The 21,058-nt window shown below is 48.5% G+C and carries 21 protein-coding genes; 7 read left to right on the top strand and 14 right to left on the bottom strand.

The features are described 5' to 3' along the window. Window positions 1-2 precede the first annotated feature (2 nt). The 10 genes from AB5062_RS04210 to AB5062_RS04165 all read right to left on the bottom strand — a co-directional run bounded on the left by AB5062_RS04210 (window position 3) and on the right by AB5062_RS04165 (window position 11,295). Complete coding sequence (locus AB5062_RS04210; RefSeq protein WP_004328512.1) at window positions 3-743, bottom strand: toxin-antitoxin system YwqK family antitoxin; 741 nt, start codon at window positions 741-743, stop codon at window positions 3-5. Window positions 744-894: 151 nt separating this feature from the next. Then, window positions 895-1,518, bottom strand: coding sequence for a hypothetical protein (locus tag AB5062_RS04205; protein ID WP_004328513.1), 624 nt, complete (start codon window positions 1,516-1,518; stop codon window positions 895-897). Between the two features lie 21 nt (window positions 1,519-1,539). Continuing rightward, window positions 1,540-1,965, bottom strand: a complete 426-nt coding sequence (locus AB5062_RS04200; RefSeq protein ID WP_004328514.1) for a tol-pal system YbgF family protein — start codon at window positions 1,963-1,965, stop codon at window positions 1,540-1,542. A gap of 6 nt (window positions 1,966-1,971) precedes the next feature. Then, window positions 1,972-3,102, bottom strand: a complete 1,131-nt coding sequence (locus tag AB5062_RS04195; protein ID WP_004328515.1) for a VWA domain-containing protein — start codon at window positions 3,100-3,102, stop codon at window positions 1,972-1,974. Between the two features lie 14 nt (window positions 3,103-3,116). Then, window positions 3,117-5,339, bottom strand: a complete 2,223-nt coding sequence (locus tag AB5062_RS04190; protein WP_004328516.1) for a DUF5682 family protein — start codon at window positions 5,337-5,339, stop codon at window positions 3,117-3,119. 28 nt (window positions 5,340-5,367) lie between these two features. Further along, window positions 5,368-6,447, bottom strand: a complete 1,080-nt coding sequence (locus tag AB5062_RS04185; protein ID WP_004328517.1) for an AAA family ATPase — start codon at window positions 6,445-6,447, stop codon at window positions 5,368-5,370. A gap of 14 nt (window positions 6,448-6,461) precedes the next feature. After that, window positions 6,462-7,937 carry a DUF5691 domain-containing protein gene (locus tag AB5062_RS04180; protein WP_004328518.1) on the bottom strand — a complete coding sequence of 492 codons (1,476 nt, stop codon included), beginning with the start codon at window positions 7,935-7,937 and terminating at the stop codon, window positions 6,462-6,464. Between the two features lie 293 nt (window positions 7,938-8,230). Further along, entirely contained in the window at window positions 8,231-9,250 is a 1,020-nt protein-coding gene (locus AB5062_RS04175; protein WP_004328553.1) for a hypothetical protein, read from the bottom strand. Between the two features lie 15 nt (window positions 9,251-9,265). Next, on the bottom strand, window positions 9,266-10,855 hold the full coding sequence (locus AB5062_RS04170; RefSeq protein WP_004303996.1) for a phage terminase large subunit: 1,590 nt from the start codon (window positions 10,853-10,855) through the stop codon (window positions 9,266-9,268). Between the two features lie 5 nt (window positions 10,856-10,860). After that, window positions 10,861-11,295 carry a DUF5675 family protein gene (locus AB5062_RS04165; RefSeq protein ID WP_004293512.1) on the bottom strand — a complete coding sequence of 145 codons (435 nt, stop codon included), beginning with the start codon at window positions 11,293-11,295 and terminating at the stop codon, window positions 10,861-10,863. A 136-nt stretch (window positions 11,296-11,431) separates the two neighbouring features. Here AB5062_RS04165 and AB5062_RS04160 point away from each other — a divergent pair, with 136 nt between their 5' ends. Further along, window positions 11,432-11,713: an HU family DNA-binding protein gene (locus AB5062_RS04160; protein ID WP_008142902.1), complete on the top strand. Its 282-nt coding sequence runs from the start codon at window positions 11,432-11,434 to the stop codon at window positions 11,711-11,713. 23 nt (window positions 11,714-11,736) lie between these two features. Here AB5062_RS04160 and AB5062_RS04155 read toward each other — a convergent pair whose 3' ends face one another. The 4 genes from AB5062_RS04155 to AB5062_RS04140 form a co-directional block, all read right to left on the bottom strand. Next, on the bottom strand, window positions 11,737-11,973 hold the full coding sequence (locus tag AB5062_RS04155; RefSeq protein WP_009316603.1) for a hypothetical protein: 237 nt from the start codon (window positions 11,971-11,973) through the stop codon (window positions 11,737-11,739). A 296-nt stretch (window positions 11,974-12,269) separates the two neighbouring features. Beyond that, window positions 12,270-12,446, bottom strand: a complete 177-nt coding sequence (locus AB5062_RS04150) for a histone H1 (RefSeq protein WP_009316604.1) — start codon at window positions 12,444-12,446, stop codon at window positions 12,270-12,272. Between the two features lie 178 nt (window positions 12,447-12,624). Beyond that, a complete protein-coding gene (locus AB5062_RS04145) occupies window positions 12,625-13,902 on the bottom strand; it encodes a phage integrase SAM-like domain-containing protein (protein ID WP_004293508.1) in 1,278 nt (425 codons plus the stop codon). A gap of 279 nt (window positions 13,903-14,181) precedes the next feature. Beyond that, complete coding sequence (locus AB5062_RS04140) at window positions 14,182-15,528, bottom strand: threonine/serine exporter ThrE family protein (RefSeq protein WP_005845982.1); 1,347 nt, start codon at window positions 15,526-15,528, stop codon at window positions 14,182-14,184. Window positions 15,529-15,677: 149 nt separating this feature from the next. Here AB5062_RS04140 and AB5062_RS04135 point away from each other — a divergent pair, with 149 nt between their 5' ends. The 6 genes from AB5062_RS04135 to AB5062_RS04110 are packed head-to-tail and all read left to right on the top strand — an operon-like array spanning window position 15,678 to window position 20,705. After that, window positions 15,678-16,319: a PASTA domain-containing protein gene (locus AB5062_RS04135; protein WP_005845984.1), complete on the top strand. Its 642-nt coding sequence runs from the start codon at window positions 15,678-15,680 to the stop codon at window positions 16,317-16,319. A gap of 18 nt (window positions 16,320-16,337) precedes the next feature. Next, the gene (locus tag AB5062_RS04130) at window positions 16,338-17,411 is read left to right on the top strand and encodes an RluA family pseudouridine synthase (RefSeq protein ID WP_005850827.1); all 1,074 of its coding nucleotides are present in this window, start codon (window positions 16,338-16,340) and stop codon (window positions 17,409-17,411) included. Continuing rightward, window positions 17,408-18,382, top strand: coding sequence for a D-alanine--D-alanine ligase (locus AB5062_RS04125; protein WP_005845987.1), 975 nt, complete (start codon window positions 17,408-17,410; stop codon window positions 18,380-18,382). Before AB5062_RS04130 ends, AB5062_RS04125 begins: the two co-directional genes overlap by 4 nt. 28 nt (window positions 18,383-18,410) lie before the next feature. Then, window positions 18,411-19,568, top strand: a complete 1,158-nt coding sequence (locus tag AB5062_RS04120) for a 1-acyl-sn-glycerol-3-phosphate acyltransferase (RefSeq protein ID WP_005845989.1) — start codon at window positions 18,411-18,413, stop codon at window positions 19,566-19,568. Window positions 19,569-19,626: 58 nt separating this feature from the next. After that, entirely contained in the window at window positions 19,627-20,277 is a 651-nt protein-coding gene (locus AB5062_RS04115) for a NigD-like protein (RefSeq protein WP_005850825.1), read from the top strand. 29 nt (window positions 20,278-20,306) lie between these two features. Then, on the top strand, window positions 20,307-20,705 hold the full coding sequence (locus AB5062_RS04110; protein ID WP_005845993.1) for a rhodanese-like domain-containing protein: 399 nt from the start codon (window positions 20,307-20,309) through the stop codon (window positions 20,703-20,705). Window positions 20,706-21,058: the final 353 nt, after the last annotated feature.

Here is a 21,058-nt window from a genome sequence, read left to right as displayed (position 1 = left end):
GTTTAAGCCCCACCTTCACCATGCCATGTGCAGGTTTGGGTATTATCTTGATAGTTATGCTGTATCCATTGCCCTGATTTCTCACCGTCGGTGTATTGTCCCTCAATGGTTATATAGGGTTTACCCTCCCATGTTGATTCCACACGATACGAACCGTCGAGTTTTCCATTACGGTAGTGGCATGTAGTCTTGCTGCGTATTGCGCGGCCGTCCTCGAAGATTTCCCATTCCTCGCCATCTTTTTTCCCGTCGATATAATGAGATTCAAAAATCTGCTTACCCGTCTTGTTGGCAAAGCGACGTTCCCGCCCGTTCTCCACACTCTGTTTGTACTCCTTTTCTATCTCTATTTTTCCGTTACGGAAATAGGTCTTTACAGTTCCGTCTATCTTGCCTTGTAGTATGGGTGTTTCCTTTCGGGGAGTAACGCCGTCTTGGTAGTATTCCGTGAATGTACCGTTACGCTTGCCCTTGACATATATGCCCGACTCACGCAATACCCCGTCACGGTAGCGATGATAGTCACCGTTTATCATGCCGTCTGAAAGTTTCACGTGTTCTTCGTCAAGCCCTCGTATAATGCGATATTTTCCCTGCAACGGCCGTTTACTGTCTTTTTTATAATATACTGTGCGGTGTGCATCATCCGTCAGGGGCTGCAAATCATTCCATTCTACTGTTTGTTGTGCGGAAACCGTGCCGCAAAGCAACAAAAAAATGTATAGTATCAACATTCTATTCATATGTCGTATATTTTTATTTTTCGAGGTTGATAATGTTCTGTGGCAAACTGATTTTCAGGGGGGGGCAAACCGCTTATTATATTTATTTTGAAGAAATTTCTCCATTCTTATAGCTTTGCTATAAAATAAAGCATTAATCCAACTATTATATTCACTCTTCAAGTTTACTTTTCACCAATTTCAGGAATTCCTCCTTAGTCATGAACCTGTCGAGAAAATCATTCAGTCGTCCCTCATTGGTTACTTCCGTGAAAAATTCCTCATGATCCGTACTCCAGACGACAGGATTCTCAGGGTCGTTATCTGACAGGCAGATGAGATAGTAATTGGGATAACCGTCCGTATAAAGCAGCTCTACAAAATCCGGAGTGGCACAATTTGAATACTTGATGATTTCACCCAGCTCTGCATTATCCGTAAACCAACCATTCCATTCTTCAAAATCCGGTGTCCCTTTTTGGAATGGCGTAAATGGTCTGGCAACCCAAAACAGTTGGCGGCGAGGTTCTTCATCCAAGGTAAAGAACGTATCTGTCATTTCCTTATAGAACGCCTCCCTGTCAGAATTGAACAACTCCATATGCTCATCCACCCAATCGCCCAAACCTTCAATCGGCTCTGTATCTTCGGCAGCCAGCCAGGGCGTGTCCACCGGTTTAAGGAACAAGGCCGTATCGAATGTAATGGCACAGAGATCCTCTTTCAGTGAATTCCCTTTCAGGTTTGCTACGTTGCCGCCCAGTAGCCTGATTCTGTCTGTTATTTCCTTTTTCATGAGTGCCGTATAATTTTGTTATTATTTTTGTTTGAGATTCACATGCCCGGACAGCCATTGGAAATATTTCCAGTCTTCCTTGAAAATCTTTTCCCCTTCGAGCATATAGGCGCGGAGAAGAAATTCAGTTGCATTGGTTTCATCCTCCATTTCCAGATAGTTCTCGCCAAGGCGCAGCAGGATGAAAGGATTGTCTGTCTCTCCGATATTGTAGCATTTGCGGAAAAACTCCAGCGACTTGCCGTAGTTCCCCATCATGAAATGGGCGTCACCGATTGAGCCGACGAGCCAGAGATATGCTTCCCAGTCTTCCTTCGGTTCAGGAAGGATGTCCAGTGCCTCTTGGAAACAGGAGATGGCTTTCGCGTAATCTTCGCTTTCCATCGCCTCATTTCCCGTTTCTGACAGTTCTTCGATTCTGTCGTACAGTTCATCTGAAAGTTCCATATTCCTCTATTTTTCTTTGATATTCTTTGATGCCCACATCCCGATATCCTGCTTGCTCAATGCCGCAGCCATCAGGTCGGGGAATTTGTCAGGCGTACAGGCAAATGTGGGAACACCCAGACCGGCAAGATACTCGGCATTACGCTTGTCGTAGCAGGGCGCCCCGTCATCGTTCAGGGCCGGAAGCACAATCAGCTGCACACCGCTGGCCACAATGGAGGCGAAACGCTTGCGCATCTCCTTCTCGTCACCGCCTTCATAGAGGTCGGTCACCAGTACCAGCACAGTGTCCTGCGGCCGTGTGATCACACCCTGACAGTAAGTCAGGGCCCTGGCTATGTCGGTTCCTCCGCCGAGCTGGACACCGAACAACAGGTCAACCGGGTCCTGCAGGTCATCGGTAAGGTCAACGACCGAAGTGTCGAACACCACCATACGCGTATTGACGGACGGCAGGGAGGCCAGTACCGAACCGAAGATGCCGGAATATACGACAGAGGTTCCCATCGAACCGCTCTGGTCGAGACAGAGAATGATGTCCTTCAGAGCCTTGCATTTTCTGCCGTAGCCTATCCTGACTTCCGGAATGACGGTCTTGTACTGGGGCTGGTAGTTCTTCAGGTTCTTTATGATGGTCGTCTTCCAGTCTATCTCGTTGTAACGGGGATTGCGCCTTCTCGCCGAACGGTTCAAAGCACCGGTGACGGCCTGCTGGGTCGGGGAAGAGAGCTTCCGCAGCAGGTCATCCACGACCTTGCGTACAACCTGACGGGCCATGTCCTTGTTCTTTTCGGGAATGGCCCTGCCGAGTGACATCAGTGTAGCTACCAGATGTACGTCAGGGACAACTGTTGCCAGCATCTCCTTCTCGGTAAGCAGCGAATCGATATGCAGACGCTTGATGGCATCCCTCTGGATGACCTGCACGACGGTCTGTGGGAAAAACTCCCGGATATCGCCAAGCCAGCGGCTTACCTTTGGGGCCGACGACCCGAGTCCGCCGCGGCGGTCACTGTCATAGACGGCTTCCAGCGAACTGTCAAGGCGCTGTTCTTCCACCGTCAGCGTTACACCCGTCCCGTCAGCGGCATTCCCGCCGAGAGCCATACGCCATCTTTTCAAATATTCTGTTTCCATGTTCTGTTCCTTTTTTATCCGATTCCCAGAAGTCTGCCGAGCAGGGGTATTACTTTGGATGCATCCCCGTCATTGCAGGAATGTTCCCCGGAGGCGATTCCGGTATCGGTTCCGTTCAATTCGAATCCTTTGGCCTTCTCGCCGAGTTTGCGGCGCTCGGCTGTAGTGAAATTGCTGAATGTACGTCTGATCACCGGCAGCAGTTCTATGAAATTTGCGTCGCTCAAACCGCAGAGCCAGCCGTTCACGAGCTGCCACAGGTTGTCGTCCAGCAGCAGTACCGAACCTGATGCACGCAGGAATCCCTCAAACCAGTATGCGATGTCGGAAGGTGCGTTGCCCACCGATGAATAGAAGCTCAAGGTGTCACGCATCTCTTCACGCGATATCCTGCCCTTGTCGTAGAGTATGCGTGCCGCGTACCCGGAGAGCAGCGGATGCGCTCCTGATGAATTGCGGATCTGCTGCACGAACCCATACCACATGCCGTTCAGCTCTTCGTCATCAAGCGTGGATACGGCATAGTTGGTAGCCGACAGGTGTTCAAGAAGTTCTCCGGCTGCCTCCTCGTCGATGTTGATGCAGACGAGCAGACCTCCTGCAAGGATACGTGCCACCATGGCCCGGAGCATGTTGCCCACCTTGCTGAAATCCAGATTGCGGACATCGCCGTAACGGACGATGTTCACCAGGTCGGGAACCGCTTCCATCATCTCCACAATGTCTGTGGATGCCGCCGACAGACGGTCAAGACGGATGGTCATCGCTTCCACAAGCTCCGGAAGGTTGGCCGGAATGACCCGGTCAAGAAGTCCCGTCAGTTCGGGGATTCTGGTGATTCCGGTCATGCGGTCGGAGACGTACTTCTGCACGGCTTCCTCCACGGTATTGCCCCAGACTGCCCGTTCTATGATGCAGACAATCTGTTCCGGTCTATGGTAAAGACTCCATTTTTCCTTGAAAGTACCCTTGCCGCCTGCGGTTTCCGGCTTGGCCCAGTCTATGTCAAGCAGGGCCAGGCGGTGGAAGAACAGGCTGCGTTCCAGGTCGGTCTCCTTGCGCAGGTCAAGTGTCATCTCCTTTATTTCCGCCGTGAAAGGAACACGCAAGCGTTTCTGCTGCCGTTCCACGTCAATCAGGAGAGGGACTTTGGGTACCGCTTCCGGCACTTTGCCCAGACAGTTGCCCACGATGAGCGATTCCCTGACGAGCTGCAGCAGCATATCGTCCCCGAAGCCCATTACGGTGGTCACCGCCTCGTTGTATTCCTCAAGCGTCGGGGCGGGCAATCCACGCAACGCAGCTGTCGTCTGCGCCAGACGGACTGTCTCGATTACGTGGGCCACCGAGATGTCCATGTCCTTCTTCCTCAGAAGGGCCGCTATACGGCTGACCCACCAGGTGCCGTCATCTTCCGGATGATGCCACAGGTAATGATACCATCCCGGAGAGTCTATGCCGGCCCCGTAACCGCTGCGGAAGGTGAGCCTGTCATACGTCCACGGAATCCACGTGCATTCCGCCTTTACCTTCGGGAGCCCTTTCAGCAGCTCGTTGTCATCCTTCACCTTCGGCATATTCTCCAGTGCCGGGACATGCCATGCCCCGCAGATTACGGCTATGCACCCGAAAGGTTCCTTCTGGGCCGCTCGTATCATGCGACGCATCCACGCTTCACGGACAAGGTTCCTGCGGGAGGTATGTTCCGGGAGGGCTTCCCTGAGCGCGGTCACAGCTTCCTTGACGGCCTCGAAGATGCCGCTGCCGTCTCTGCGCTGTTCTATGTTCATGTTCCACCACGATTCACCGTCAGTATAGCCGGCAGCTTCTGCCAGCAGGTCAAACGGATCACCCGGCTGTTTAATAGCTTCATCATCCGCTTCTACAGGCTCGTTGCCATCCTTCCTTTCCGCTTCGAAGGCAAGGGAATGGGCAAGCGGGAGATCGAAGAAGCGTAAGGTGACATTCTCCCGGAGAGCATAGCGCAAAGCCTGCCATTCCGGCGAGAAGTCGGCAAACGGATAGAATACGGCATTCTGCGGCACATCGGGTTGATAGCCGAGCAGGGCTACCGGAGGCTTCATCTGCCCGTAGGAGACGAACGGCATGAGAGCCTCGGCCTCCGCCGGTCCCTCAAGCAGTATGAGGTCGGGACGGATACGCTCAAGTTCCTGCAGGATGTTCCGGCAGGAGCCCGGCCCGTGATGACGTATTCCCAATAGATGAATGTCTGTCATATTACTTGTCTCATGCAAAATACGTCAATCAAATCATATCTCTTGAAGCCCTGTAGATGTCTTTCCAGCCCTCACGGTTCTTGACCACTGTCTCCATGTATTCCTGCCATACCACTTTGTCCTGTACAGGGTCTTTCACCACGGCACCGAGGATGCCTGAAACGAGGTCCTCCGCATGGATCTGGCCGTCACCGAAATAGCCGGCCATGGCAAGGCCGTTGTTCACCACGGATATGGCTTCTGCCGTACTCAGTGTGCCGCTCGGGCTCTTGAGCTTCGTCTTGCCGTCGCCGGTGGCTCCCTGACGCAGCTCACGGAAAATGGTGACGACACGACGGATTTCATCAAGGGCAGGTTTCTCTGCCGGCAGCTGCATCACTTTCTCGAAGCTCTCCACGCGGCGGCGGACAATGTCAACTTCTTCCTCAAGCGTGTCGGGCAACGGGAGGATGACCGTGTTGAAACGGCGTTTCAGTGCGCTTGAAAGGTCATTCACACCTTTATCCCTATTGTTGGCCGTGGCTATGATGTTGAATCCGCGGATGGCCTGCACCTCCTTGTTCAGCTCGGGGATGGGCAGGGTCTTCTCCGAAAGGATGGTGATGAGCGTATCCTGCACGTCAGAACCGATACGGGTAAGCTCCTCAATGCGGCCGATCTTGCCTTCCTGCATCGCCTTCATCACCGGGGTCTGTACCAGGGCACCCTCACTCGGCCCCTCGGCGAGAAGACGGGCATAGTTCCAGCCATAGCGGATGGCCTCTTCTCCCGTTCCGGCGGTACCCTGTACTATCAGCGTCGAATCGCCTGATATGGCTGCCGCCATGTGCTCGCTGACCCAGCTCTTGGCCGTACCGGGAAGACCGTACAGAAGCAGCGCCCGGTCGGTGACAAGGGTGGCCACGGCAATCTCCATCAGGCGGCGGTTGCCTATGTATTTCGGTGAAACCTCAAAACCGTTCTTCAGTATCCCTCCCATGAGGTAGGTGACCACGGATTGGGGTGACATCTCCCAGTTTTCGGGAATCGGGTTGGTCTCGTTCTTTTTCAGTTCATGAAGTTCCTCTGCAAACTGTTGCTCGGCATGTTGTCTCAGTAAAGTGCTCATATGAATATCAATATTTATTTTTCATTTAACAAAGTGTCTATTTCAGATTTAAGATCCATGAATTCCAGCATCTTCGAGCAGAACTCGTTCATGGACGGCGAAGCCTCCGCCGAAGAGGCGGCCTTGGCCTTGATCAGGTTCCTTAGATGTGACGGGATATGCATGGCAAGCCGTTCCGCCATGTCTGCGGCATAGTACAGGTAATCCTTTTTCAGAATCCAAGACATGACGCTGGAAGAGAATTTCGGGCCCCATGCCTCGTAGTCGTTGCCGTACCATGAGTCGGGTATGAATCCGAAATCCCGGACCGTTTCCGGCCAGCTGATTTCCTCCCGCTGGGAGGGAGTGAGCATCGCCACGAGTTCCGGCTTGCGCAGATAGGAAGGGTCTTCCTTCAGGGTGTGGAAAGCCCACAGCCCGTCCGAGAAGTTGAGTATCGGGTCCTCCAGCTCCAGGAACTTCCTGAAAGGGGGATGCTTGGCGAATTTTCTCGCGGCCTCTTCCTTACCGCAGCCATATACCTCGCACCAGAAACTCAAAGGCACCCGTTCGGCGAGCTGCCTCAGGATGAATTCGGAATCGCCCTCTTTCTTGTTGGAGCTTACCTCGGACAGCCCCATGGCCTTCATCTCCGGGGTGTATCCGATCTCGTCGTATGACCATCCGGTAAGCATGTTGTGTCTGATATGTCCACGCAGGAGTTCGCAGCAGCGCATCACCATGGCTGAATCGGGAATCATGCACAGAAGTTTCCGTGCCGTTTCCTTGACAATGGAGCTGCGGTCCGACTCCAGCACTTCCTGTATGAAGAGCTCGTCGGCCTTGCTGATGTTTATCCGGAGACATTCAAGCAGCTCGTTGCGCTGGTTGGCCGGTTCGCTCTTCCAGTCTTTCCGCAGCAGTTCAAGGGCTGCGGCAGAATCCTGCTGCCTGAATCTGGCAAGCATCTCCTTACGCTCGCCGTGGGTGGCCGTATCCCAAGAATCGGTGATCCCGCATTCCTCTCCGACAAGGCCCATCTGCCTGATCAGCCATAAGCCTCTGTTCCCGACGAGATTTTTCAGCAGCCTGCGTTCTTCAAACCGCAACGGATTGTTGCGGTCATAGGCACGCCGGATAAGCGGCTGGAGGTATTCGGGCGAAATGATTTTTCCCGACCCCTGCGCCAGACGGTAGGCGTAGGCTAGCATATAGCGTGTACCGTGGAGTCTGGAAAAGAGTTGACTCCGGTCCTTGTCGAAATACGGCAGTTCCTCTTCCGGGGCTGTTTTCACGGGGACAATGCCTTCCGCTCCGGCCGGTTCCCATCCGGCACGCCTGTAGGCGAAGGCGGATGCGGCTGTCATGTACAGGAACGATTCCGTGTCTTCGGCTTTCCCGTGGATCCCGTCAACCAGAGTCTGAAGGGACTCGGGAAAGGCTCCGGGAACGAATTCACGGTTGGCTGTTCCAAGCAGTGCAGCCTGTATGATAGGTTCAGTTACGTTCATCTCTCCAAGTATGATATTCTTTGTTGTACCAAATTCCAACGGGCACAAAAACAAGTAAGTAATTATTCAATGTCTTGAGATCATTAAATACCGCAAAGGCAGTAAGGAATATAGCAGATTGGATTATTCTAAAAGGCCAAATTTATATCTTCTTTTGGCGGCATATTACAAGGAACTTGCCACCCGATCAGGGGGGCTCTTGTGGAAACGGAACTAACAAACAAGCAGTAATTTCGTTTCTTGTTCATGGTAAAGACTACGACAACAAATCCGGTAGCGGTATTTACTGTTATTTAGGTCAGCCACGGGTTTCGATACGGGTCATAATCTGTTTGGAAAGTAGCCAGTTGCCAATCGGTAACCGGCTTTTTCGTGTCATCGACTTTACGGGGGATTTGTGGATTAAGTCGCAATTTGGCGGCATCATTAAGCCATTTCATGCTATCCTCGTAATCGCGCATACGGACAACACTGACATTATTCGGGGCAATGAGTTTCGTGAGCTCGTAGATAGCCAATCGAACCATATGCTTCTTGAGGTTGTAGTTTCGTGGATCGTGTAATGATAGGTTTAGACCGACTTGCGGCGTGTCCGCGTTCACATCCGTTTCCGGGTAAAATACCCGTCCGTCATAAACTACATATTCGTGTTCCGACAATTCGTAGGCATTGTATGATGAATCGTAATCGGCTATGGCTCCCCAACAGTCGGACACCATAGGGTCAAGATTGCAATCGAAACAGTCAAGCGTCATCAAAGTATAGAACGCCCCTTCATATTCAACGACTGACCACAGAGGATACTCGACAGGCTGCCATAACGTGACTTCCGTCTCGATCCAACCGCCGACCATCGGGATACGGATATCATCGAACTTGTACCCGTTTTCGGCAAGGCAAATATAGACAACACCGTTGTAGTTTACTTTATCACCCGGATAATAGGTGTTGAACTGGGAATAATTTACAACTTGTCCCGCATCGACGTGGATATCGGAACACTCTTCCCAATAGATTGCCGTTGCCGGCTTGCGATAGCCGCTGACGGAGCGTGTCACCTCATGGATTTGTCCCTCGAAATAGACATGCACACCCACGGGATAGGTAATTCGACGGTCGTATTCGGCGATATATTTTCCTTTTGCAAGTTCCTTTTCAATCTCGTAGTTCTCCGACAAATATTCCACAATGCTCATCTCCGCCGATTCTTCCGCCTGGATGAATCGTGCATCATTGCCCCGCGTGAGTTGTGCTAGTGCTTCCGGAGTAATTATCCCAAGATAGTCGTCATTATTGAGAAACCGTCTGTACATATCCTTGTTCCGTTATTAGTATGAAAATCCTTCCTGAATTACCGATGTGGAGACCACATACCCGTTCCCGTCGCCTCCGCTCTTGAACTTGTACCAGCTGTCGCGCAGGTAGTAACAGAGCAGGTAGTCAAGGCAGTCGGACAAGTGCCCGTACCGTTCATATTTGACACCGGTTTTCGGGTCGGTGGTCTTCTGTTTGCTCTTGGTACCGTCCTCGTTACGAAGCTGGTAAATCAGATCCTGGGTAAGTTTGCGACATTTGATATCGATTTGTATCTCCCAGCCTTCATAGCCCCCGAATACCTCGTTGACGAACTCGCACCGTGTAGCCTGCGGAGGCTGCTTGCGTAACAGCTTTACCTTCGGTCGCAGGATTCCTCTGCCGAAAGTGTCCGTGATGATGGTATAGTTGTTGATGCCGTCCTCGTTGGTGGTGGAGCGTTGTAACCCGGAAGGGTCACCGGTCACATCCACTCCGCCGATATGCTTGTCCCGGTAAAGTTTTAAGCGTACTTTCCGTGCCAACGCAGGTGTGTTGTTCTCCTTTTCCTCCGGCTTGCCGAGTATCTCTTCCAGTATATAGACCTTCCTGTTTTCATAGTCTATTTGTGCGGAGAGCACCGACATTTGGGGGGCAACATTGAAGTCCCACACCGTGATGAGCGGCTTGGTCGGATCGTATGCTTTTTCTTTCAGTCCGGTAACGAGATGCCGGGAGCCGTCGAAACTGTTATAAATCGCCATATCGTTGGCTTCCACGAAATCCCAGTTGCCATAGAGCAGGCGTTCCTTTGTCGCCTGATCCCGGATCTTGTTCAGGGCCGCCTCGTACACCTGACGGAAAGCGATATTCGGGTTGTCAAACACGGAAAAAGGTATATACGCTTCACCCTCGCGGCAGATGACCTTGTCTCCGTTTTCGTCCTGCACGAAGCGGGAACGCACCCAGTTAATCGTCGGATTGGTGGTGAGTAGCATTCTCGGAGTCTTGAATGTCTCATGGGTTCTCCAGCGGAGACGGGAGAACAGCACTTCGACGGCCCGTTCCGAGATTTCCGACACCTCGTCCACCATGGCGATGGTGTATTCCGAAGAGCCGAAACGCTCGAAGTTGGGGTCGCTGGGGATATCCGCCATCTCCTTCATGATGATGACCGAGTCATTCCAGAATGTGAGCGTGCCTTCGAGGTTGTTTATCTTGTAGTTTGTATCCTCTTTCAGTCCCCAATCCTTCAGAATCGACTTGATGGTATTCCATGTCGATTCCTTCAACGACTTGAGTGTCTTACGGGCCACCACCGCACGGATATTCTCGAACCGGATACATGAAGACACCAGCCAAACGCTGCCGATATACGATTTTCCGCCGCCGGCCGCTCCGCCTCCCAGTATCAGCTGCGGCAGGTTCTGCGACTTGCAATGCCTGCATTGGGGCCTGTACTGAGGGTTGCCTTGCTGGTCATAGCCGATAAGGATTTGCTCGATCTCCCCGCCACAATGGGGACAATAGTTCGGTTGCAACAGTTTCCAGAGTTCATACTGCCGTGGGGACGGTTTGAACTCGATGCGCAGGTTTCTGGGTGGTTTGAGCCTGTTGACCGCCATTAGATTTATACAATCTGAATGGTTATGTCCCTTTCGGACTCGAGTATAGCATACAGTTTTTGGAATGTAGTACGGGATTCCAAAACTTTTCCCTTGACCGTATTCTTTCCCACGATGATACAGCCGGCGGAATCGACTTCGGTATTGCCGGAATGGATCAGGATGCCGAGGAAATGCGGCACATCATGCAGATATGGCATTTTCTTCTTGTACCTGGGACTGTACTGAAGAGTGACTTTATAAGTCCCGGCAGGAATGGCAGTCTTGGCATAGACCTTTTCCTTGCAGGTACAGGAACGGCCGCGAGGAGTATCCGGACAGGTTGCCGGAAGTTCCCTCACGGCATCTTCGATGGTATTACAGAAAAATTTGCCGTCGATGGACAGGTCGCCTATGGTATAGGTCTGACCTTTGAATTTGCGGTTGAGTGTCAGCTTCATACTTCGATACTATTTGTATCGAAAGAGTAGAGACGGACGCCGGCTAATGTTTATTATATGTGTTTGTAAAAGGAGGATATTTCAGGAAATGATGTATCTTTGTGAACGGATTGACAGTATTTAATCAAGAGTTAATATGACAAAAGCGGATATCGTCAGGGAAATAGCAACGCAGACCGGTCTGGAGAAGCAGGTCGTGTTACAAGTTGTCGAAGGATTCATGGATAGCGTAAAGTCTTCCATGATAAACGGCGAGGAGGTTTATCTTCGCGGCTTCGGTTCTTTTATCATCAAACACCGTGCGGAAAAGACAGCACGCAACATAAGCAGGAATACCACGATAATAGTGCCTGCCCACAATATCCCGGCATTCAAACCGTCAAAAGCCTTTGCAGGAAGGATGAAATCAGACAAATAAGGTGATTATATGCAACAGGAGCGTTATTCAGATGCTCCTGTTACTTTATACAGGGCAACGAGGTTGGTATTGTCCGATTGGAACAGGAAACGGCCGTTGCTTAAAAGGCATTCGTGGATGGTGTTGTCATTAGGATCCGACTCCAATAAAGCCCCCGCCTTGTTTTCATCGATAAGCAGCATTTCTATGCCTTGTACGGTGGCGGCAGTTGCATCAGCAGGAATTTTCAAAAGTTCATCCATCAGATTCATGTCGTTCATAATATCTCCGTATTTGGCTTGAGTCCCGTCAAGCATTCAATGTACCAAGACCAAAAAGCGTGGGACATAACCCGTAGCACCGAGGTTCTGGTAAACCTATCCGCAAACAAGTTAAGCCCACGCAAAAGCATAGGCGAAAACTGTTTGTCCTGCGGATAAGTGAAATTTACCAGATTTCGGTGCATGACAAAAGCTAACGCTTTCCGTATTTTATTATGTCGTTCTGCCAATATGGTTTTTATGCCGCATCTGCAGAAGAACCGGCCATTATGTGATAACGACCGGACGTGTAAAGGTTATTTTTTAGACTCTTCCAAGGAAAGCTTACGAAACTCTTTCATCAGTTTTTCCAGTTCCAACGAGGTCTTACGGGCACGGGTCCCTGCGGCCTTGTTGCCTTTTTCAATCTGAAGTGCCGCATCCGTGGAGAATGTAGCATATACTTCCTGTATTTTTGAAACCAATTCTTTCATATAAATTCTATTTAAGTTATTGACCACAAAGGTAATGAAAATAATCGAGAATAAGAGCGATTTTGTCAATATTGCAAATATCACATTGGTAATCAATGACTTTTAACAGCCATTACACCGTATGATTTATCCATCAGAGAAATTGTCAAGGTGTTTACAACTTTATGGATATGTCTGGTCAGAACATTTCTTCCATCTGCCGCTTGATTTCTTCCCGCTTTGTATTCTTGTAGTAATGCTTATAGATGGTCAATGGGCTGTTACCAGCCATCTCTGCAACCACATACGGATTATTACCGGCATCTACCATCTTCGATATGAAAGAGCCACGGGCGGAATACCATGTGATGTTTTCTTTAATGCGCAGCATCTTGCATGCTTTCGTCAAGGTTTGTGAAAGGCGTGTGGAAATTTGCTTGACACGTGTAGTCTTCTTGGAAGTGGTCGTGTGTTTATGAGTAAAAACAGGAAATACATAATTTCCATAACTTTGCCCACGGTATTTATTCATGATGGCTTTTGCTTTACTGAGTAATTCCGGTTTGGCTGTTTTGGGAAACTTGATACGTTCATAGACGATGCGGTCTTCCTGGACCAAATCCCATGTCAGGTTACATACATCGACATTCGCCATACCTCCGGTATAGTAGCTGAACAGGAACAAATCAAGATGCAACTGCTCTTTTTTCGTAAACAAGGTACGGTCAACATTTGCGATTTTAGCTATGACTGTTTCCGGAACTGCTCTTGAAGTGGTTTCCGGCCAATTAATATCATCACCGAGACAGAGGAAGTTATCCATATTCACCCCGTACATCTCTTTCTTTTCTGCCTGCCTGCATACGGCACGGAGCAACCTTAGTTTGTGTGTAAGTCCGGCCTTGTTGCCATTTCTGATACCTCTTTCTTTAAGCCAAAACGCAAAGTCAAGAAGAAACTCTTCTGTAATATCCGTAAAGAAATAAGAGGAAAAGGCTTTTTCATATTTTTCCTTTGTAAACGCCTGCAGTTCACGCTTGAGATAGACATACCGTTTAGCATTGGTCGTGCTGTCGACAATCTGACCGTTCTTGATGCGTTTCTTGTTTTTGAATGTCTCTTCAAGATAATCGATCATCTGCTGGACACTCTTTACTTTGACCTCGGGTTTGGCCGCCTTGATTTCATCGAAGCAATGTGATAGCTGGACGGGCGACCAGTTCCTGCCTTCCATCTCCCAGGTATCGGCGACATGCAGATATTTGGTTCGCAAATCGAAAAGCAGTTTGTTCTTGGTAGTGGCCTCCGCACTCCCTACACGGAAACTCTGAGACTTGACATCCCAGTCTTTTAATAGCCCTGTGATGTTTATAACCTTCGGCACACGGGCGTAACCGGTCTTGAAGAAAATTATCTCCAGCTTGACCATCTTGGTGTCTTTCGGGTTCTGCTTACCCCTGATGTTAATCGTGTACATAGACTGATAACGAGTTAGTTAATGACTTATTATTAATTCGCATTAGTAGGAATCAATTGGTATTAATTAACCTACATAGAAACCTACATGAAAAGAGTAGTTTCCTTAGCGAAATAATGTTTATACGGATAAATCCGTACTTGTGTCATTTACTAACTCGTTATCAATCAACTATTTTTCCTAATCACAAAAGTTGTGTCCGAAAAAAGGGTGTGCCTGCATGGAAAATCCTTTTTCTTTGTCTATCAAGTTTTAATGAATACTGCTTACATACACCAGCTACCACTCTATAAATTTACCACGAGCTCTGCGTTCCGCCAACATCTGTGTAAGAAAACGCTGGCGGTCCTTGGCTATGTAACGCCGGGCAAAAATATTAGGAACAGCTACCCCCAAGGCTATACAGAAAATGATAAGCGCCGAGTTAATACCATTGGAAAAAGCAAGTGTCACTTCTCCTACCACTCCACGCATATTGATAAGCGCCAGCAACGAACGATACATCAAGACACCGGGAACCATCGGAATGACAGAAGGAATAGTCAGCACATGATTAGGAACATGAAACCAATGAACGGCTTTGACAGCTATCAAACTCACAACAAAGCTTCCCATAAACGAACCGATCACCGGACCATATCCTAATTCAAAGTTTACAAAGTTACGGGTACATACTGCAATTATTCCACCTACAGCCACCACCCACAACAAACGTCTCTGCACATTAAATATAGTGGCGAATCCCATAGCCGCAATAGCAGCCGCAACAGCATATACCCAATAAGCATCGTGCGGCACCATGCTCAGTTCACTGAACTTCTGGTCGATAGTCACATCACTCATCACCAGCAGCCTCAAGGCAAAAGCGATACCAAACGCCATGCCTCCTACCATCATTACCGTGTTGGCTGCACGCGTAATACCTACCAACAAGTGATTGTCAATCATATCGTCCACAAAATTTATCAGCGGCACACCGGGAACTATATATAAAGTACAGGCCAGCAACGGATGATACGGAGTGGAAGATAAACCTGAAAAAGAAAACGCATAAGCCAGACAAGTACATAAAAATGCAGAGATCGCAATACTCATATATACATTGATACCGAACTCAATGCAACGGGCACGGGTACGGAACCCCACAAAAGTACAAATAGCCGTAATCAGAAAAGCAATCCAGTCACCACCAAACAGCTTGCAGAACCCTCCACAGGCAAACCCGGTACAGATTGCCACGACATAGGGGGTATAATTACGCTCCTGACGAGCAATCTTCTCCAGTTCTTCCTCGTATTTATCCAATGAATAATCCTGCTCAATGGCACGCCACGAAAGTTTACTGATTTTTGAAATGGCTTCCATATTGATGCCATGTTTCTCGCATTTCTGAAACTTGGAAAAAGAGTGCTTCTCGTCACTCACATTGACCATCAGCATCGTCCACCGGATATCAATATGCAGTTTCTCTTCCGGAATGCCCAGATAAGCGGCCACGCGCTTCATGTTTCTTTCAATCCGGTTAGTGTCTGCCGCACTCTCCATCAGCAGCTTGCCGGTACGTAATAAAAGGTCTAGTTTACGGCGCAATAGCAGCACCTCTTGTTCATTTGTTGTCTCGTTCATCTTCTTTTTACCTCAATTTTGTTTACTCTGACAGGAAACAGGTTGTTTTTTCGGGGTGCAAAGGTACAAAAAGTATATGATATTCATAACTAAATGTAGGAACAGAAATGAAATTGTCGTATCTTTGACCCGAAATAATTAAGTTAGATATGGTAACATTCAAAGAATTCTTTTCATTCAAGAATAACCGCTTCTTCTGGCTCAATCTGATAGCGATGGTAGTGGTCATTGTGGCAGCAGCCTGGGGAACCCTTCAATGGCTGGACAGCTATACACGCCACGGCGAAGCAGTGGTAGTGCCCGATGTAAAAGGAATGAATCTGCGGATCGCAGAAAATGAACTCGACAAGCAGTCACTAAAATCAATCGTCATAGACTCCAGCTATGTAAAAGGAATAGCCCCCGGTGCTATTCTGGAACAGAATCCCGCCGGTGGCTCCAAGGTGAAGTCGGGCAGAACCGTCTATCTGACCGTCAATGCAGACAGCGCCCCCAAGGTAGCCATTCCCGATGTCATGGATAATAGTTCTCTCCGCCAGGCCGAAGCCAAATTACGTGCATTAGGTTTTAAAATAACCGAACCCGAATATATCAGCGGCGAAAAAGACTGGGTATACAGCATAAAATACCGAGGACGCGACTTGAAAGCCGGAGAAAAGGTTCCTCACGAAGCCGTACTGACACTCACGGTAGGCAACGGCAATGAAACCATGCCCGAAGATTCTGCATTGGTAAATGAATCCGGAACTGCGAACGATGACAAACCGGTGGTAGACGAATCCTGGTTTTAAACTTAACACACAGTGATGATGAAAGAAGAATATGTGGATGAACTGGACGACACACTGGATGATGTGGAACCGGTAGTGGACAACCCTGCCGAACTGTATGAACATTTCCGTGTAGTAGTAGACAAAGGACAGTCACAGGTGCGCGTGGACAAATATTTGTTCGAACGGCTTGTCAACTCTTCGCGCAACCGTATTCAGAAGGCTGCCGACGCCGGTCTTATCATGGCGAACGGCAAACCGGTGAAAAGCAGTTATAAAGTAAAGCCTTGCGACGTGCTGACGGTGATGATGGACCGTCCACGTTATGATAATGATATCATTCCCGAAGATATTCCATTGGATATAGTCTATGAGGACAACGATTTGATGGTAGTCAACAAACCGGCCGGACTGGTAGTGCATCCGGGATGCGGAAACTACCACGGCACGCTGGTCAACGCCATAGCATGGCATCTGAAAGACAATCCCAAATACGACCCTAATGATCCGCAAGTGGGATTAGTCCACCGTATAGACAAAGATACCTCAGGCCTGCTCGTGGTAGCCAAGACCCCCGATGCCAAGACTCATTTGGGACTTCAGTTCTACAACAAGACCACCAAACGTAAATACAATGCTCTGGTATGGGGTGTCGTAGAAAATAACGAAGGAACCATAGAAGGGAATATAGGGCGAAACCCCAAAGACCGCATGCAAATGGCCGTACTGAGTGACCCCGCCCAAGGAAAGCACGCCGTCACCCACTATCGGGTACTGGAACGTCTGGGCTATGTCACGCTGGTAGAGTGTGTACTTGAAACGGGACGCACCCACCAGATACGTGTCCACATGAAGCACATCGGACACACGCTGTTCAACGATGAGCGTTATGGCGGAAACGAAATTTTAAAAGGAACTCATTTTAGTAAATACAAACAATTCGTAAACAACTGTTTCGAGACCTGCCCCCGCCAGGCATTACACGCCATGACGCTGGGCTTTGTCCATCCCCGTACAGGCGAAGAGATGTTCTTCACCTCTCCGCTGCCCGAGGATATGACAAACCTGATAGACAAGTGGAGAAACTATATCAGTAACAGAGAAGAACTATGAAACGTACTATTGCCATAGTAGCCGGAGGAGATTCCAGCGAACTTGTCGTTTCCTTGCGCAGTGCACAGGGACTTTACTCTTTCATTGACAAAGAGCGTTATAACCTATATATAGTAGAGATGGAAGGGCATCGGTGGGAAGTAGTCCTTCCGGACGGCTCCAAAACCCCGATAGACCGTAATGACTTCAGTTTCATGGAGAACGGCGAAAAGAAACAATTCGACTTCGCCTACATCACCATCCACGGAACTCCGGGGGAAAACGGTATCCTGCAAGGTTACTTCGACCTGTTAGGAATCCCCTACTCCAGTTGTAACGTACTGGTATCGGCCATGACTTTCAATAAATTCACCTGCAACCAATACCTGAAAGGCTTCGGTATCCGCGTAGCCGAATCACTGATCCTGCGTAAAGGATTTGAAATTACAGACGAAGAAGTAATCAACAAAATCGGTCTGCCTTGTTTCATCAAGCCCAACGCCGGCGGTTCCAGCTTCGGTGTCACCAAAGTAAAGACTAAGGAAGATATACAACCCGCCATCGAAAAAGCTTTCGAGGAAAGTGACGAAGTAATGATTGAAGCCTTTATGAAAGGAACGGAAATCACATGCGGCTGTTACAAAACCTCGGACAAGGAAGTGGTATTCCCCATCACCGAGGTGGTAAGTGCCAACGAATTCTTTGACTATGGAGCCAAATACAACGGCGAGTCACAGGAAATCACACCTGCCCGCCTGCCCGAAGATACAGCCGAGCGTGTACGTCTGCTCACCTCGGCCATTTATGACATTCTGGGGTGCTCCGGCCTTATCCGCATTGACTATATCATTACCGAAGGCGAAAAAGTAAACTTGCTCGAAATCAATACCACTCCGGGCATGACAGCTACCAGCTTCATTCCCCAACAGGTGCGTGCAGCAGGATTGGATATAAAAGATGTGATGACTGACATTATAGAAAATAAATTTTAGTGATATCACTGACTAACCTTTATAAATTATGAACATACCAGCTGAATTTAACGAGATTCGTCCGTACACTCCCGAAGAGTTGCCGCAAATCTATGAAGAATTAATCGCTGATCCCGCTTTCCGGACAGTGGTAGAGTCTGTTATGCCGGGCGTACCTTTCGAAGGTCTTGCCATGAAGATGCGTCAATGCAAAACAAACCTGGAATTCCAAAAAGCGTTCTTTTACGGACTATTATGGGATTTAGTGAAAAAAACAGCCAACGGACTGACATTCGACTGTTCCGCCTTGTCCGACTTAACCCGGAACTACACTTTCATCTCCAATCATCGTGATATTATTCTGGACTCGGCTTTTCTATCTATCCTACTGATAGACAACGGAATGACAACCGTAGAGATCGCCATCGGCGACAACCTGCTCATCTACCCATGGATTCATAAGCTGGTACGTGTCAATAAATCATTCATCGTGAAACGCGGCCTCAACATGCGGCAGAAACTGGAAGCATCTGCCTTGATGTCGCGCTACATGCATTTCGCCATGAAGGAAAAACATGAGAATTTATGGATAGCGCAACGTCAGGGACGTGCCAAAGATTCCAATGACCGTACCCAGGACAGTGTATTGAAAATGATGGCCATGGCAGGTGAAGGCGATGTTACCGAAAGACTGAAAGAACTGAACATCGTTCCGCTAGCCATTTCTTACGAATACGACCCGTGTGACTTCCTGAAAGCAAAAGAGTTGCAGCAAAAACGCGACGACGAACATTTCCAGAAAAGTCCCGAAGACGACCTGATCAATATGCAGACCGGCCTTTACGGATACAAGGGACGCATCCATTTCCAGACTTCCGCCTGTCTGAATCATGAACTGGACGAACTGAAAGAACTCAATTTGCCGAAATGTGATTTGTTTACCGCCATATCGGAAACCATAGACCGGCATATACACAGCAGTTACCGCCTGTTTGCAGGTAATTATGTGGCGTGTGACCTCTTGATGGGAGACAACCGTTTCACGGCCGAGTACACAGAAGAAGAAAAAGAGCACTTTGAAAAATATCTGGAACAGCAGATTGCCAAAGTCGATCTTCCCAACAAAGACACCGCCTTCCTGCGTCATGCTTTGCTGACTATGTATGCCAATCCGCTCATCAATTACCTGAAAGCGGCAAAAGGATAAGAACGTTTACCGTAAAGGGTGGATGTTACAGTCCACCCTGAAAAAGAAAATAATAAACATGAGGAAAGTCGTTATTTTATCTTTTCTAACCTCTTTGCTTCTCGGCGCGTGCGGTGAAGACGACTATGTATATCCTAATGTTCTGACAGATATGATCGACTTGAAAACCGACCATACAGGAACCGGACGGTATCTGATAACGGATGAAGGGACAGAGTGGCGCATCCAGTCACGTACCGGTCTTGACGGACTGGCACCAGACACCACGTACCGCACGGTTACCATGTACGCTCCATTGACAGACTCGGAAGAAGCAGAAAAAGAAGCCATGCTTTACAATACCCAACTGGTTATTTCTCCTGTTCCCTTGTCCGAATCTAAATTCAAGGAGATAAAGACCGACCCGGTAGCCATTCAAAGCATTTGGCGGGGTGGGAATTACCTGAACCTGATTTTACAAGTCAAAGTCAAAGACCAGAAACACGGTTATCACTTTATTGAGAACAAACTGGAGAACAAAGACGGAGAACAAACATTATACTTGACACTCTATCATGACAGGAATAATGACATCGAAGGTTTCAACCGTAAAGTCTATCTGTCTGTTCCCTTGTGGGCATACGCCGGCAAACTGCATAAAGGCGATAAGATTGTATTCAACATCCGTACTTACAAAGAAGGTATGACCAGTCGTATCTTTTATTTTTAGCAAACAAAAACATCAAAACATTCCATTTTATGATAAAGACCATCTATTTTGTATTCTTCATCTGCGCATTCTCACTAGGATTATGGGCATGTACCGGCAAAGACAGTGACAAATTCAAGAATCTTTCCTCCGACCAGTTTGAGGAAATGATACAGGACAAGACCATCCAACTGGTTGATGTACGCACGGTAGCCGAATATTCCGAAGGCCATATACCGGGCAGCATCAATATCAATGTATTGGACAATGAGTTTGGCACAAACATCGAGGAGCTTCTTCAAAAAGACCGCCCCGTAGCCGTTTACTGCAAAAGTGGAAGACGCAGCCGCAATGCCGCCAACATTCTGGTAAAAAAAGGATTCAAGGTGTATAATCTGGATAAGGGTATCCTGGACTGGAAGGAATTAGGGAAGGAAATAAGTTTTTAACCGTTTTTTCCTTCAAATCCTTCATTATGGCTTAGCAAGTTGATTTACTGCCACTTATTATGAAGGATTTTTTTTCAATCCTTCATAAATTCTTCATCTCTGTAAGTTTGTCCCAGACTCCCCCCGCCCGGTCTTCTATTTCCGAAGCGAGACCTTTTCCTCTTGAATGGTAATCTTGCCACGCGCTATCTTATATAGTCAAGCCAAGGATACACACAGTTTTTCGTCCGATAGAAATCGTTGCGCTGCCCTTTCCTGTTTATCGTTTCACCTTAGGTATTTACAACCGATTATTACTCAATATTTTATAGATAATAAGTCAGAAATATGGTTGTTATTTTTAATTGCACATT

The organism is Phocaeicola sp. RTP21359st1_B8_RTP21360_211022 (assembly GCF_040911965.1).
Lineage (GTDB): Bacteria > Bacteroidota > Bacteroidia > Bacteroidales > Bacteroidaceae > Phocaeicola > Phocaeicola vulgatus.
Note: the sequence above shows the minus strand (reverse complement) of the source record. Positions and strands in the feature narration are given on the sequence as shown.